The sequence below is a fragment of the Arthrobacter sp. UYCu712 genome, assembly GCF_040547005.1.
Taxonomy (GTDB): domain Bacteria; phylum Actinomycetota; class Actinomycetes; order Actinomycetales; family Micrococcaceae; genus Arthrobacter.
In genome coordinates, this window is record NZ_JBEPOZ010000009.1 from 1 (window position 1) to 14,400 (window position 14,400).

A 14,400-nucleotide genomic window follows, 5' to 3' on the forward strand; every position below is an offset into this window, starting at 1 on the left:
AGAAGTCGACGCTGACCAAGGTGCTGGAGAGCACCGACTGGAAGGGCCCGGACGCCGATAAGTTCCGCAGTGAGTGGAACGGCCAGCACGCGACGCGCTGGCTCGGGTTTCCCAGGCGCTGCAGGAGGCCGGCAAGCAGGCCAGCCGCAACGCCACCGCGCAGGAGAGCGCTTCCCGCTAGGCAGCCCCTGCACGTGAGACCGGCCCGGACGCATCAGCGTCCGGGCCGGTCCGTATAGGCCCCCGTTTAGGCCCCCGGCCTACGGAACGGGTTCGACGTCGTTCGCGTGGTCCAGCGGGGCCTGCCGGACAGCCGCGCGGGAGGGGGTCCGGAGCTCATCCAGCCGGACCAGCACCACCCCGCCGACAATCAGCAGCCCGCCCAGGAGCTGGATGGGGCCAGGCAGTTCGCCCAGCAACAACCACGCCCAGATGACGGCGAACAGCACCTCGGTGAGCGAGACAAAGGACGCGACCTTCGAGCCGAGGGCCCGCGCGGCCACGATGCCGGAGACATACGCCAGCACGGTAGCCAGCACCACCAGGCCGCCCAGCGCCACCCACCATGGGGTGACCCAGGGGCCCAGGCGGGTGTCGGCGGTACTGAAGGCCATCGGCAGCAGCCCGGTTGCCGCGGCAAGCCACATGACGATGGCGCCCACCATCAGCCCGCCGGAGGCCAGGACGATTGGCGGGAGGGTGTCGTTTTCCTTGGCCGTGATGAAGAAGTAGATAGCGAGGCAGACGGCGGCCGCGATCCCCCAAAGCACGCCGATGAGGTCGATCTTGACGGCCCCTGTGAGGTCCAGGACCAGGACCAGCCCGCCGAGGGACAGGAGCGTCCCGGCGATGGTCAGCGGCCGCGGCCGTTTCCGGCTGGCGGCCCAGAGCCAGAGCACGATGATGACCGGGGCCAGGTATTCCAGCAGCAGGGCGACGCCGACCGAGAGCCGGGACACGGCGTTGAAGTAGAACAGCTGGCACGCGGCGACGCCGATGAATCCGAACAGCACGACGGTCAGCCAGTTGTCCCGGAGCTGGTGCCAACGCCCGCGCAGGGCGGGAATGGCGGGGATGGCCAGGATCAGTGCCGCGCCGGTGAGCCGGGCCGTGACGGCCGCACCGGGTGTCCAGCCCGTTTCCAGGAGCGCCTTGGCGAACGATCCGGAGAGCCCGAACACCGCGGACGAAAACAGTGCGACTCCCAGGCCCGAGGCCATGAAGCCCGCTGCCGCGCCGGACACCGGCTTACCCCGTTTCCCGGGGGCGCGCGAACCAGCGTCATCGACTCCCTGGGGAGTCTGGACCGGGGCATCGGCGGGGCTGCGTGCGGCAGACACGGGCTGCCTCCTGTCAGGAGTAAAGTAAGGTTATGGTCATGACAGTACGCCAGCAAGACGTAAGGAGTCAAGATGGTTTTTGCCCCTGACACGGAGGTCGCTCTGCGGTCCGTGGTCAACCTCATCAACACCTCCGCCAACGGTGACGAGCAGCTGGCCACACCGGCGGACCTGGACCGCTTCCTGGCCACCGAGGGCTTCACGGGTTCCCGGACCCGGGACGCGGCCGAGCTCGCCAGTGTGCAACGCCTCCGCGCGGAACTCGCCGAGCTCTGGATCGCCGGGGAGTCGGCGGCTGTGGACACGCTGAACAGGCTGCTGCAGCAGGCCCGGGCGCTCCCCCAGCTGGTCAAACACGATGAATGGGACTGGCACCTGCACGCCACGACGCCCGAAGCCCCGCTGGCGGACCGGATGAGCACGGAGGCGGCGATGGCGCTGGTCGATGTGATCCGCAGCAAGGAGATGGACCGGATGCTGGTCTGCGCCGCAGAGGACTGCGACGCGGTGGTGCTGGACCTCAGCCGCAACCGGTCCAAGCGATACTGCGACACCGGGAACTGCGCCAACCGGGCGCATGTGGCGGCCTATCGGGCGCGGAAGGCGGCGTCCTGAACGTGTCGTCCCGATCCGTGGCCGGCGCAGGCATCAGGGACCGCCGGAGGGCCTAGCGTAGGTCGTCGCGGGGGGTGCCGTCGGGGGTTTCGGAATGCGGCTGCGCCGGGTGTCCGCCGTGGCCGGAAGATGATTTCTTGGAGCTCAGGTTCACGCCGGAGCCCTTGCCCAGGTGCTCGGCATTGTCCTTGTAGCTCATGGAAAGCATGGCAGCCACCACCAGGGTGACTATGAAGGCGATGCCGGCGCCCGTGAAAGCCAGGTCAAACCGGGGCGTTTTGGCGCTGCCGCCGGAGGCGAAGATCAGCACGGCGAAGAAGGCCAGCACTGCCCAGAACGCGGAAAACATCAGGGGTCCCTTGACCGAGGTCCGCAGGCTGCGCGGTTCTCCAGATTTCTGCTGTGCCAAGGTGCTTTCCTCCTGCAGCCGACGCCCGGCAGGCGTGGCAGTTTTATGCCGCAATTGTTCTACGCAGGGTAGAACCTGTCCGTACTAGTTTACGGCCTCCGCGGAATCGCGCCGCGCATCGTGCTTGAGCGTCAGGCCGGCCAGCATCCACAGCACGCCGCTGATGATGGCACCGCCGCCGGCGACGCCAAGGAGGGCGTGCGGCCCCAGGTCGATGAAGAACGGCAGGGCTGCCGCGGTGCCAAGCCCGATCACGCCGGAGGCGATCCAGTCCCTGGCCAGTGCCGACCGGCCCCGGACCGTGGCGCCGAGGTACAGTTCCGCGGCGCCGGCCAGTCCCAGCCCGACGGCCGCGAGGACGCCGAACACGAGGCTGCCGCTGATCAGCCCGACGGCGGCGCCGGTCCCGGCCAGCGCGGACCCCGCGGCGGAAAGGATTTTCCCCGGTCGAGAGACGCCGGGGAAACCGGTCTTCTTGACGCTCCAGATGAGGACCACGCCCGTGGCCAGCAGGTAGAGTCCGCCGGCCCAGCCCATTCCGGCGACCGAGGGGGAAGCCCAGAACACGGTCAGCGCACCGAAGCAGAGCGCGAGGGCGGCCCGGACCAGCACGGGCTTCCAAAGGTCCGCGGCGGCGGGCATGGCGGTGGGCACGTCAGGGCTTGCGGGGAGAGTCACCCGACCAGTTTAGTGTCATGCGGCTCCGGCGCGTGCCGTGGGCACCGGCGCCGCCAGGGCTGGCCGCTCAGTGCGCGCCGAGCACCATCCAGCGGTCCGTCCGCGCGCGGAGGCCCAGCGTGATTGCCCGGGCCAGCATGTAGCCGAGCGAAAAGACGGCCCACAGCCAGAGCAGCCCCGCACCGCCGTCGGCCCCGGACAAGCCGACGGCGGACAGCAGCGGCAGGTACACGGCCAGATTGACGACGCCGGCGATCGCGAGATATTTCGCGTCCCCCGCCCCGATGAGCACACCGTCGAGGACAAAGACGTACCCGGCGATCGGCTGGCCGGCCGCGAGCACCCACAGGGCGAGCGTGAGCGCCGCCTGGACCTCCGGATCGGAGGTGAACAGGTACCCGGCCCAGGGCGCGGCGACGGCGAGCAGCACTCCGGTGAGCACCCCGAAGCCGAGTCCCCAGCGGACCATGGTGCCGGTGAGTTCGCGTGCCGCCGCCGGGTGGCCCGCGCCGAGTTCCTTCCCGATCAGGGCCTGCGCGGCAATGGCAAGGGCGTCCAGCGCGAAGGCAAGGAAGGTGAAGACGGTCATGGCGAGCTGGTGGGCGGCGAGATTGACCGGGCCCTGGGCCGTGACCACCACCACCGTCGCCAGGATCGCGATCCGCAGGCTCAGCGTGCGCAGCATCAGCCAGGAGCCCACCCGGGTCAGAGCCCGGATGCCGAGCCAGTCCGGCAGCAGGGGCACCCCGTGGTTGCAGGCGTTGCGCCGGACCATCTCCACATAGACCAGCGCCATGGCCCATTGCGCGATGCTGGTGCCGATCGCCGAGCCGGCGACGGAGAGCTGGAGCCCGTAGACCAGGAGGAGGTTCAGCGCGATGTTCAGGGTGAAACCGGCGGCGGCGACGATCAGCGGGGTCCGGGTGTCCTGCAGCCCCCGCAGCACACCGGTGCCCGCGAAGATCAGCAGCATCGCGACGAGTCCGGGCATCGACCAGCGCAAATAGTCCGCCGAGAACACCAGCACCTCGCCACGGGCGCCCATCAGTTCCAGGAGCGGGCCGGCGGCGGCGAACCCGGCCGCGGCCAGGACGATCCCGAGCAGCAGGGCCAGCCAGACGCCGTCGCGGCCGGCCGCGAGGGCCTTGGGCAGCTGGCCGTTGCCGATGGCCCGCGCCACGGCCGGGGTGGTGGAGTAGGCGAGGAAAACCATAAGGCCCACCGCCGTGTGCAGCACCGCCGAGGCCAGCCCGACGCCGGCGAGCTGGGCCACGCCGAGGTGGCCCACGATTGCCGAATCGGCAAGCAGGAACAGCGGTTCGGCGATCAGGGCGCCGAAGGCCGGGACGGCAAGACGGAGGATTTCCCGCTTCCGGCCCGCCGCGGCGGGCAGGGTGGCGGGAGGAGGGGGCGGGACTGGCACGGATCCACCCTAGCGGCACACCCGGCGGCGCACATTTTCGTTATTAGTTGACATTTCAACTAAATTTCGGGAAGACTTGACGCTGAACGCAACCGAAGCCGCGGCAGCACGCAGCCGCGACGCCCCCTCTCTACGAAACGGTATTTCCCATGAACCAGCCCGCCCTCACCACCTCGGCCCGCACGATCCTGCGCATCGTGACCGGATTCCTCTTCGCCGCCCACGGCTGGCAGAAGTTCTACGAGTTCACCATCCCCGGCACCCAGGCCGCCTTCACGCAGATGGGCGTTCCGGCGGCCCAGGTTGCCGCCCCCGTCATCGCGACCCTGGAACTGGTCGGCGGCATCGCCCTGATCCTGGGCGTACTGACCCGCGTGTTCGCCGTCCTCCTCGCCGTCGACATGCTCGGCGCCCTGTTCCTGGTCCACGCCTCGGCCGGAGTGTTCGCCGCTACCGGTGGCTACGAACTGGTGCTGCTGCTGGCCGCCGCCGCCCTGGCCGTGGGCCTCGTCGGCGCGGGCACAGTCTCCGTGGACAAGGTGCTATTCGGCCGCGCCGACTCGAAGCTCCGCGTCCTGGCCTAACCACCACTCCCTGAAAAGCGCGCGACGGCGGGCGGTCACCTCCTGAGGGCCGCCCGCCGTCGTCCCCGGGCCGCAGATGGCGGCCGGCGCCGCGTTTATGTCCTTCGGCCGGGACCGTTCGGAGCAGGGTCAGTAAACTCACAGCATGAGTGAGACAGCCGCCAATTCCGTGACCCTGCGCTTCCTGGCGGCCCCCACCGACGTCGGCCACAGCGGATCCGTCGACGCCGGCACGGTGCTGGAATGGGTGGACAAAGCGGCCTACGCCGCCGCCGTCGGCTGGGCGAAGTCGTATTGCGTCACGGCCTACGTGGGGAACATCCACTTCGCGGACCCGGTCAACAGCGGCGACATGGTGGAAGTAGAAGCCACCATCGTCTACACGGGCCGCTCGTCCATGCATATCCGCACGGTCGTGTCCTCGGGTGATCCCCGGGGCGGCCGAGCCACCATGCGCAGCCAGTGCATGGTGATTTTCGTGGCCGTCGGCGCGGACGGGAAACCGATTCCCGTGCCGCAGTTCGAGCCGGTGACGCCGGACGGGATCGAACAGCGCGACCATGCACTCGCCCGGATCAAGGTCCGCGAGGCCATTGTCCAGGCCATGAGCGGCCAGGAGTACACCGACGCGGGCACCGCAGAACGTGTGGTCCTGCGGTTCATGGCCGCCCCCACGGATGTGAACTGGGGCGGCAAGGTGCACGGCGGGATCGTGATGAAGTGGATCGACGAGGCGGCCTACGTCTGCGCCTCGCGCTATTGCGGGCGGGATACGGTGGCCGTTTTCTCGGGCGGCGTGCGGTTCTACCGGCCGCTGCTGATCGGGCACGTGGTGGAGGTGGAGGCCCGGCTGGTGTACACCGGCACCAAGGGCATGCACATCGCCGTCCATGTCCGCTCGGGAGACCCGAAGGGACGCGAACTGAACCTCACGACGTACTGCCTCACGGTGATGGTGGCCCGCGACGAGAGCGGCACCTCCGTCCCGATCCCGCAATGGGTGCCGGTGTCCGGGGAGGACAAAAGGCTGCACGCCCACGCCCGCGAGCTGCTGGAAATCCGCGGGCAGGCACCCGGGAACCGTCTGCCCAACCATCTGCTCCCGGCCGGCGGGACGGAACCCCCGGCAGGGGCCGGTCCGTCCGGACCGGCGCCCTAGAAGCCGCCGCCGCCGGCGTCGGCCGCCATGTTGGCAAAGCGTGAGTAGTGGCCCTGGAAGGCGACCACGATGTCCTTGGTCGGGCCGTTGCGGTGCTTGGCGATCAGGATGTCCGCCTCGCCGGCGCGCGGGGACTCCTTGTCATAGACGTCTTCGCGGTGCAGCAGGATGACCATGTCGGCGTCCTGCTCGATGGAGCCGGATTCGCGGAGGTCGGAGACCATCGGCCGCTTGTCCTGGCGCTGCTCGGAACCACGGTTCAGCTGCGAGAGGGCGATCACCGGGACCTGCAGCTCCTTCGCGAGCAGTTTCAGCGCACGCGAGAATTCCGAGACTTCCTGCTGGCGCGATTCCACTTTCTTGCCCGAGCTCATGAGCTGCAGGTAGTCCAGGATCACGAGTTTGAGGTCGTGCTGCTGCTTGAGGCGGCGGCACTTGGCCCGGATTTCCATCAGCGACATGTTGGGGCTGTCATCGATGAACAGCGGGGCATCGTTCATCCGGCCCATGGTGGTGGCGATCTTGGACCACTGCTCGTCCTTGATGGTGCCCTTGCGCAGATCCTGGAGGCCGATGGTCGCCTCCGCGGACAGCAGGCGCATGGCGATTTCGTTCCGGCCCATTTCGAGGGAGAACATGACGGTCGCGAGGTTGTTCTTGATCGCGGCGGAGCGGGCGAAGTCCAGGGCGAAGGTCGACTTACCGACGGCGGGGCGGGCGGCGATGACAATCATCTGCCCCGGGTGCAGGCCGTGGGTCAGTTCGTCGAGTTCGTAGAAGCCGGTGGGCACGCCGGTCATTCCCTCCTCGCGGTGGCCCGAGGCCTCGATCTCGTCCACCGTGGATTCCATGACGTCCTTGAGGACCACGTAGTCCTCGGCGGTGCGGCGCTCGGCCACGGCGTAGATCTCGGCCTGCGCCTGGTTGACCAGGTCTTCGACCTCGCCGTCAGCGCCGTACCCGAGCTGGACGATCTTGGTGCCGGCATTCACGAGGCGGCGCAACACCGCCCGCTCGCCGACAATTTCGGCGTAGTAGCCGGCGTTGGCGGCCGTCGGGACAGTCTGGATCAGCTCGTGCAGGTAGGCGGGGCCGCCGATGCGGTTGATCTCGCCGCGTTTGGTCAGTTCGTCCGAGACGGTGACGGCGTCGGCGGGTTCGCCGCGGCCGTAGAGGTCGATGATGGCCTCATAGATCGTCTCGTGGGCCGGGCGGTAGAAGTCCTGGCCGCGCAGGATTTCGACGACGTCGGCAATGGCGTCCTTGGACAGCATCATGCCGCCCAGGACCGACTGCTCCGCCGGAATGTCCTGCGGCGGCTTGCGGCTGCCTTCGGATCCGCGCGTGCCCTCGACTGAGTCCAGATGCGTAACTGACAAAACTGCCGTCCTCCATTGTGTGCCGCGGCGGAAAATCCTCGCCGGCGGCGCGTGAGCCATGTGCTTTGGTGCCCATGGCGTGAATCCCGACCTCTACCGACCTGTTGAGTCTTATCAGCCAGCTCCGACAGTCTTTGCCTGCCCGTCCGTAATGCCGTTATCCACAGCGTCGATCCATGTGTCGATCCATGCGGTGCGCGGACCGGAAATTGTGGTTGGCATCGAGGGGCGATCATCGGATTCCGCATCCAAGGCTCGATATCCAGCAACGTTATCGCCCCATCGGACCGGCACCAACCCGGCCATGCACCGGCCCTGTGGATAACCTGTGCACTACCGCCCCGTGCTTGTGCACAGCCTGTGGGAACAGCTGTGGATAGAAAAATTGTTCATGCCGAAATACCGCGCTGACCTGCAGAAACATTGGGTTTACCTTGTGGACACAAAACTATTTTCGCGAAGTTTCATCCACAGCTTGCACCTTGCGGCTGGGGATACATCACAAAGCGGACCCGCACATTAGGCGTGAAATATTCACATTTCGTGATGAGCCTCACGGGAACGCGGGGAATTGACGACTTCGGCGGCGGGCTGTATGCATGGCGCAGAATATGCTGTGGATAACTGCAATCTGGCATAAGCTCTAGGCATGGGCGATGTATTGCTGGTTATACTGCCTGCCCTCATTCTGGCGGCAGTCCTCTGGGCGTTTGTGACGGCCCTTAAACCCCGTGACTTCGGCATGTCGGATGCGGAGCGCTATCAGCACGAGCTGGCCGTCCGCTCGCAGGCGCACTACGCGGCGCAGGTGCAGGCGGCCACTGCGGCACGGGCTCGCGTTGACGCCGTCACCCGTCCCAGCCAGAACGAACAACAGCAGTCACAGCAGGAGGACCACGCCCGGGCGGCCCTGCGCCGGCAGAGCGGCGCGGCACCGGCCGTCGGACAGCACGGCTACCAAGGTTCGGTCCTGCCCGGCGGACAGCTGAACCCCCAGTTTGCCCTCCAGCTGCAGTCGCTGGCCCGGAGTGGCAAGAAGATCCAGGCCATCAGGCTGCTGAGGCAGGCAACTCATTCAGATCTCTTGACCGCAAAGAATTATGTAGATCGGCTGTAGTACATGGAATCCCTGATCATCCCCATCCTGATCCTGGCACTCGTCGGAGCCGGGGTGCTGCTGGCCGCCCGTGCCCTGGGCCGCCGCGAGGCCAAGGACCGGCCCGGGTCGGCACCGCCGCCCAGCCGCGATCCCGTCGAGCTGGCCCGCACCGCCGCGGCCAAGCTCAACCAGGAGCAGCACCGCCGGCTGTACGCGCTGATCGCGCAGGGCCAGGCGATGGCCGCCATCAAGCTCTACTTCGAGAGCACCGGCGAAGGTCTGAGGGCCTCTCGCGACGCCGTCGGTGCCCTTGCGGCACATCCCCAGGCGTTCCGGCCGGCAGCGCCCGAGCAGGCCCCCCTCGACGAGGACGACGACACCCCGCAGCGCTTCCCCTACCGCTACCGTGCGATCGCCAGCAAGGGCGACGTCACGCGCGAGGTCAGCAGCAACATGCTCAACGACGAGATCTACGGCAGGATCCGCACGCTCGCCAAGAGCGGCGACACGGAGGCCGCCGCGACGGCGCTGACCCGCCACTCGGACATCTCCATGAAACAGGCCCGCGAGTTCATCGCCCTGCTGGGCGACTGAGTCCGGCCGGCTGACGCTCCGGCGGCCGACGTCCCCGGGGGCTGACGGTCAGAAGTCGAACAGTTCGCCGAGCCAGCCTTCCTTCTTTTTGGGGCGGCGGCGGTCGTCGTACCGGGCTGGTCATACCGCGGCCGGTCCCGGGAGTCGTAGCGGCGGTCATCCGGGCGGCGGGTATCCCGGCGCGGATCCAGGTCATAGAGCGGCGGCGGAATATGCCCGGGCGACGTGGGCAGGGGCGGCGGGGCCACCGGGGGAGCCGGAGCCGCGGGGCCCAGCGAGTCAGCCGCACGGTCGATGATTTTGTCGAGCTCGCCGCGGTCCAGCCACACTCCCCGGCATTGCGGGCAGTAGTCAATCTCCACGCCGCTTCGTTCGCTCATGATCAGGTCAATAGAATCCACAGGAATCTCAATGATGTTGTCAACGGTTTTGTCGTGCCGCCCCGCGCCCCGGCCGCTTGGCGGCCGGGGCACCCGCGCTGGTGGCTAGTCGGTCCAGCCTGGGTTCGGTTTCCGGTCCTTGGCGGGCAGTCCGGCGGCGGTGGCGGGGAGGTTGTCCGGGCCGTCGGACTGGCCAGAGGTCCAGTGGAAGAACACTTCGGCGCTGATCGCTTTGAAGCAGGCGTCCTGGGACCGGAACCAGTAGGTGGAGGTGTCGCCTTCGACGTAGGTTCCGTAGCCGAACAGTTCCCCGTTCCCGTCGCGGGTGCGGGCGACGGCGAGAATGATGTAGGGCCAGGATCCGGCGTCCCATCCCTCGCTGCCCCAGTTCGGCAGGACCGACCAGGCGGTGCCCTCGAGGGTGTCCATCCAGTCGTACCCGTCCCCTGCCGTGGTGTCCGCGGGCAGGACCGGGGCGGTCACCGCTTCGGCGGTATCGGCGGTGAGACTGTGGCTCATGGTTGTTGTGCTCATGAGGTGGTGCTCCGTTTCGCTCGGGCGGGGCGGGTGCCTGACGAACGGGCTTCCCTCTCCCCCACCATGTTTTTTGCCTGCTGGCAGAGCATCGCGGAGCTGTGCCCGACGGAGCCGGGGCAACCCGAAGGGCAAGCAGCGGAGGGGTTGCGGGAGGAAATAAGCGCAGCGCCGAACACAACCCATCCGCTGCGCAGCCGTCCGCAGGACGGTTGAGCCGGTGGAGCGGGCCCGTACGATCCACCGGACAGCAGCAAAAAAGGACAAGAAAAAGGCTTGTGCTGCCCGAGCGCAGCGAGGCCCTTATCCGTGGCCTGACGCGGCCCGCGGCCGACCCTCCATGGCCGTTCCTGGAGGTGTTCCCGGATAAGGCGGTAAGAGAGCGACCAGTAGTAGGAGTACTACTCTTCCTACTACATTTGCGGAATTCCGCCGATGTCCCTGTCAGCAAAGAGCGCGTCCACGCCGCCACGGCGCAAATCAGCGAGGGACCAGAACCCCAACGTCTCCAACGCCGGCTCCACCCGCTACCTCATGTGCAGGTGATCCATCAGATGGCGCCTGAAAGGTCCGTGCCGGCCGGTGTGGGCATCCGGCTGGTCCTGCTGGTGGCTTCTGGAGCTGCATGAGGATTCCCCGGCTGCCTGGGTCTCAGGTCCTGGCGGGCAAGCTTACGAGGAGTGGCCGCAGGGGCATCAGCGGCGCTCAGGCGAACCTACGTGGTTTCGGACCCGGAAACTGAGTGCCTTGATCGATTTTTCGAGTAGTCGCTACCCGTGTGCTCGTGCGGTTCTCTTCCCTAGGGTCGTGTGTATTGAGGAAGCGGCCGGGTGGCAGAAGCGGAGCGAGTCCCGATACATGGTTCCCGGCCGAGACGGCGGGGATGTAAGTGTCGGGCCGCTCTTTTGTTTCTGGCGTTCATCGTATTCCCGTGCGGTATCGATCCCCGCTGACCGGCGGCCATCCGGTGGCGGGTGCATCTGAGCGTCTTCCTCGTGCCCTGCAATGCTGCCCACCCTCTGGAACGGTGCCCCATGCCCGATTCGATCAGCCTTGTCCTGTCCATCCTTGGCCCTGTTGTGTTCGTCGGTGTTTCGATTATCGGCGTGCGGATGGCCTCCTCCTGGTGGAGTTTTCTCTTCCGGTGGAGGCGCTACCGGCGCCGCGAAGCGGTTTCAACCAGCGCACTCCGTGCCCTTGAGGTGCCGTTTGTCAAAATCCAGATCACTACGCGTGGATCGGCGGGCAGCACTGAGGTGATTGTCCGGGGAATCCGGAACGTCGTCGCCCTGGCTCTTGAGGATCCGGCATTCTATGGCCGGTTCCTGTCCGTTGAAGTTGTCACCGAATCGGCGGACCAGTCCGAAAACCTCCAGCAGGTCTTCGATGGTTCACCGGTCCCGGTCGACGTCCTGGTGGTGTCGCAGGACTACGAAACCCCGAACGGCACGAAGCTCAAGGCCCGTGGGCTGCATTATGTCGTGGAGCAGCGTCGCGCGCTGTGGAAAAGGAAACCGGGACGCACGTTTATCGTCCATTACGACGAGGAAAGCGTCATGGTCCCGTCCGAGCTCCGCAAACTCATTGGCTGTCTGGCCACGACAGACAAGAAAATCCTCGAGGGCCCCATCTATTATCCGCTCGAGTACATGCATGCCTCCGCGCTCTGCCGGGCGATGGAAGCCAACCGGCCGATCGGATGCTACGAGTGCCGCCATGTCATGGAATCCGGAGTGCCCCTGCATCTGCACGGGTCCAACCTGGTGATCGAGGAGTCGCTGGAGAACGACATCGGCTGGGACATCGGCTGCCTGGACGGCCAGCCGTTCATCGCCGAGGACTATGTGTTCGGCATGAAAGCGTTCACCGGGTACGGGAAGGACGTGTTCGGCTGGCACGGATGCGTCATGCTCGAACAGCCTCCGTTCTCCGTCCACAGCGCGTTCAAGCAACGCTACCGCTGGATTTTCGGTGTACTTCAGGGCTTGACGGCAATGAGCCGCAACCCCCTCTTTGCGTTGCTGCCCTGGAGGACCCGAACGGGTCTGGTGTGGGGCACCCGGTACCGGATCGGCACCTTCGCGCTCGGGGCAGTCGTCGGCGTCCTGTCCGCGGTCATCTTTCCCGTGTTTCTGATCCTCGCAATGGAGTCGCTGCTCCTGAACGATGAGGCCCCCTTGCCGGCTCCGGGCAGCGCCTGGCTCGCGCTCGTGGGAATCATGTGGATGGGCTCGGTCTTCATCGGTGCCTGCCACAACGTCGCCGACGCGGGCCTGGACCGGTGGACCCGCGCCGCGGAGATAGCCCGCGCCCTCGTCTGCGCTCCCGTTGCGGGATTCATTGAAAGCTCCGCCGCGCTCTGGGCGGTGCTCCAATGGGCCGGCGGGAAACGCGGAGTCAGCTGGGTGCCCACGCCCAAAACCAAAAAAGCAGACCTTCAAAGCATCAGGAGCGGTGAATAGCCCATGGAACACAGCACACCAGTCCTCATAAACACCCAGCAGAGAGCTGCCGACAGGAACTTCCTCGCAGAGGCGAACGTCCACCCGCCCTTGGCAGTGGTCAATCTGCTCGCACCCTCCGTCCGGCGACGGGCCATCCTCGGGGCGCAGGTCAGCTGCGTTGCCTTGATCTTCGCCGCGCTGGTCGTCGCGGCAGCCTACATCCTCATCCCCCTGGCACTGGCCGTGCACTCCGCTGTGCACCCGGTCCCCCTGACCCTGGTGATCGCGGCCGCGGTCCTGACCGAACTCGCGTTGATCGTAACGTTCATCGTCCTGAAAACCGAAGGCCCAGCGGAGTAAGCGATGCACCAGCCCACAACCTTCAGGAATCTCACACTTTTGATGTCAGCGATCGCCCTGACCACCGGGAGCCTTACAGCCGCGTTCAACGAGGTACCCGGCCGGTTTCCCGTCCCCGAGGACGGCCGGACCTACTTCGGAATCCAGCTGGATTCAGAATTTGACAAGGTGGGAGCCTACGCCGCCCGTCTGGGAGCCACGCCCGCCCTCTACGGGCGCTACGTCAACTTCCCGCTGAGCGCCTACGATGAGGGACTCATCAGCCAGGAGGTCCAGGACCTCGCAGACCACCATTCGTCGCTGATGCTCACCATCGAACCGAGGAAGGACCTCAGCGCCGTCACCCCGCAGTCCCTGACGGACCTGACACGGGACCTGACCGCCTGGAACCGCAAGGGCGTACCGGTCATGGTCCGGTTCGGACATGAAATGAACGGCTCCTGGTACCCGTGGGCCCAGCAGCCGGCGGCCTACATCGAGAAGTTCCGCCGGGTCGCCGCCGCCGTCCACAAGGCCCCCGCGTCGGCGATGCTCTGGTCCCCGAACGAGGGCGGCGGTTACCCCTTCGAAGGCGGACCCCACGGAGTCCAGCCGGGCAGCCCGGACTTCCAGGTCCTGGACACCAACCATGACGGGAAACTCACCATGGACGATGACCCCTACTCCCCGTACTGGCCAGGGGACGACGCCGTGGACTGGGTCGGACTGTCCGTCTACCACTTCGGCAATTCCTACCCCTGGGGAGAGAACATTATCCCGGAACCGGGAAAGCTCGCCGGCAAGATTTCGGGGACGTACACGAGCGGCTACGTCGACGAAACCGTGCTGCCTGACTTCTACGCCACCTACGCGGCCGGACACCACAAACCGTTCGCGATCTCCGAGACGGGGGCTTTCTACAACACCTCGCGCAGCGACGGTGCACCGTCCCTGGCGATCAAGGAAGCCTGGTGGAACCAGCTCTTCGACCCCGGATTGCAGGCCAGATTCCCCCAGCTCAAACTCGCCGTCTGGTTCGAATTCTCCAAACAGGAAAACCAGCCCGGAAATCCCGTGGTCGACTGGAGAACCACGACAGATCCACAGATCAGGGACGCCTTCACGCGGGCGCTCCCCAGCCGCTTCGCCACGGCGCCGCTGAAATAAACAAAAGGTGACCTGTCCCCGGCCGACCCAGCGAATCCAAACGCCGTGCCGGCCGCTGCGCATGAGACATGACGCGCCGGTCACCTTGAAGGAGCCCCGCGCAACGGGCCGCCACGACCAGGCCTGCACCCGTTGCCTCGCGGAGCTTCTTCTGAATCGCCCGGCGGCATGGCCGCCGCCGGCGGGCCGCCGGATCATGGACCGGCTGGCAGCAGGGCGGGGCCGACGGAGCCGCACACCGGTACACCCCGAAGGC

14 protein-coding genes and 1 pseudogene are annotated in these 14,400 nt (G+C 66.8%); 8 read left to right on the forward strand and 7 right to left on the reverse strand.

Going from position 1 to position 14,400, the window contains the following annotated elements; genetic code table 11:
• Positions 1-260: 260 nt before the first annotated feature.
• Entirely contained in the window at positions 261-1,220 is a 960-nt protein-coding gene (locus tag ABIB51_RS10700) for an EamA family transporter (RefSeq protein WP_354188057.1), read from the reverse strand.
• 192 nt (positions 1,221-1,412) lie between these two features.
• On the opposite strand from ABIB51_RS10700, the gene ABIB51_RS10705 reads away from it, so the two are divergent.
• Complete coding sequence (locus tag ABIB51_RS10705) at positions 1,413-1,955, forward strand: CGNR zinc finger domain-containing protein (protein ID WP_354187924.1); 543 nt, start codon at positions 1,413-1,415, stop codon at positions 1,953-1,955.
• Positions 1,956-2,007: 52 nt separating this feature from the next.
• Here the strand turns inward: ABIB51_RS10705 and ABIB51_RS10710 are convergent, their stop codons facing one another.
• The 3 genes from ABIB51_RS10710 to ABIB51_RS10720 all read right to left on the reverse strand — a co-directional run bounded on the left by ABIB51_RS10710 (position 2,008) and on the right by ABIB51_RS10720 (position 4,465).
• The gene (locus ABIB51_RS10710; protein WP_354187925.1) at positions 2,008-2,364 is read right to left on the reverse strand and encodes a hypothetical protein; all 357 of its coding nucleotides are present in this window, start codon (positions 2,362-2,364) and stop codon (positions 2,008-2,010) included.
• 84 nt (positions 2,365-2,448) lie between these two features.
• A complete protein-coding gene (locus tag ABIB51_RS10715) occupies positions 2,449-3,042 on the reverse strand; it encodes a hypothetical protein (RefSeq protein WP_354187926.1) in 594 nt (197 codons plus the stop codon).
• A 67-nt stretch (positions 3,043-3,109) separates the two neighbouring features.
• Positions 3,110-4,465 (reverse strand): MATE family efflux transporter, encoded by a 1,356-nt coding sequence (locus tag ABIB51_RS10720; protein ID WP_354187927.1) that lies wholly within the window; start codon positions 4,463-4,465, stop codon positions 3,110-3,112.
• 149 nt (positions 4,466-4,614) lie between these two features.
• Here ABIB51_RS10720 and ABIB51_RS10725 point away from each other — a divergent pair, with 149 nt between their 5' ends.
• On the forward strand, positions 4,615-5,049 hold the full coding sequence (locus ABIB51_RS10725) for a DoxX family protein (RefSeq protein WP_354187928.1): 435 nt from the start codon (positions 4,615-4,617) through the stop codon (positions 5,047-5,049).
• Between the two features lie 145 nt (positions 5,050-5,194).
• Positions 5,195-6,208 carry an acyl-CoA thioesterase gene (locus ABIB51_RS10730; RefSeq protein ID WP_354187929.1) on the forward strand — a complete coding sequence of 338 codons (1,014 nt, stop codon included), beginning with the start codon at positions 5,195-5,197 and terminating at the stop codon, positions 6,206-6,208.
• Here the strand turns inward: ABIB51_RS10730 and dnaB are convergent.
• Positions 6,205-7,587 carry a replicative DNA helicase gene (gene dnaB, locus ABIB51_RS10735; RefSeq protein WP_354187930.1) on the reverse strand — a complete coding sequence of 461 codons (1,383 nt, stop codon included), beginning with the start codon at positions 7,585-7,587 and terminating at the stop codon, positions 6,205-6,207. The genes ABIB51_RS10730 and dnaB overlap by 4 nt on opposite strands.
• A 649-nt stretch (positions 7,588-8,236) precedes the next feature.
• Between dnaB and ABIB51_RS10740 the strand changes: the two genes are divergently transcribed.
• On the forward strand, positions 8,237-8,704 hold the full coding sequence (locus ABIB51_RS10740) for a hypothetical protein (protein ID WP_354187931.1): 468 nt from the start codon (positions 8,237-8,239) through the stop codon (positions 8,702-8,704).
• 3 nt (positions 8,705-8,707) lie between these two features.
• A complete protein-coding gene (locus ABIB51_RS10745; protein WP_354187932.1) occupies positions 8,708-9,280 on the forward strand; it encodes a hypothetical protein in 573 nt (190 codons plus the stop codon).
• Positions 9,281-9,328: 48 nt separating this feature from the next.
• Here ABIB51_RS10745 and ABIB51_RS10750 read toward each other — a convergent pair.
• A pseudogene (locus ABIB51_RS10750) lies at positions 9,329-9,681 on the reverse strand (TFIIB-type zinc ribbon-containing protein).
• A gap of 84 nt (positions 9,682-9,765) precedes the next feature.
• Positions 9,766-10,194: a hypothetical protein gene (locus tag ABIB51_RS10755; protein ID WP_354187933.1), complete on the reverse strand. Its 429-nt coding sequence runs from the start codon at positions 10,192-10,194 to the stop codon at positions 9,766-9,768.
• Positions 10,195-11,228: 1,034 nt separating this feature from the next.
• Between ABIB51_RS10755 and ABIB51_RS10760 the strand changes: the two genes are divergently transcribed.
• Genes ABIB51_RS10760 through ABIB51_RS10770 form a run of 3 tightly spaced genes read left to right on the forward strand, consistent with a single transcriptional unit; the run spans position 11,229 to position 14,144 of the window.
• On the forward strand, positions 11,229-12,656 hold the full coding sequence (locus ABIB51_RS10760) for a glycosyltransferase family 2 protein (protein ID WP_354187934.1): 1,428 nt from the start codon (positions 11,229-11,231) through the stop codon (positions 12,654-12,656).
• A 3-nt stretch (positions 12,657-12,659) separates the two neighbouring features.
• Positions 12,660-12,998, forward strand: coding sequence for a hypothetical protein (locus tag ABIB51_RS10765; RefSeq protein ID WP_354187935.1), 339 nt, complete (start codon positions 12,660-12,662; stop codon positions 12,996-12,998).
• Between the two features lie 42 nt (positions 12,999-13,040).
• Positions 13,041-14,144, forward strand: a complete 1,104-nt coding sequence (locus ABIB51_RS10770; RefSeq protein ID WP_354187936.1) for a glycoside hydrolase family 26 protein — start codon at positions 13,041-13,043, stop codon at positions 14,142-14,144.
• Positions 14,145-14,400 lie beyond the last annotated feature (256 nt).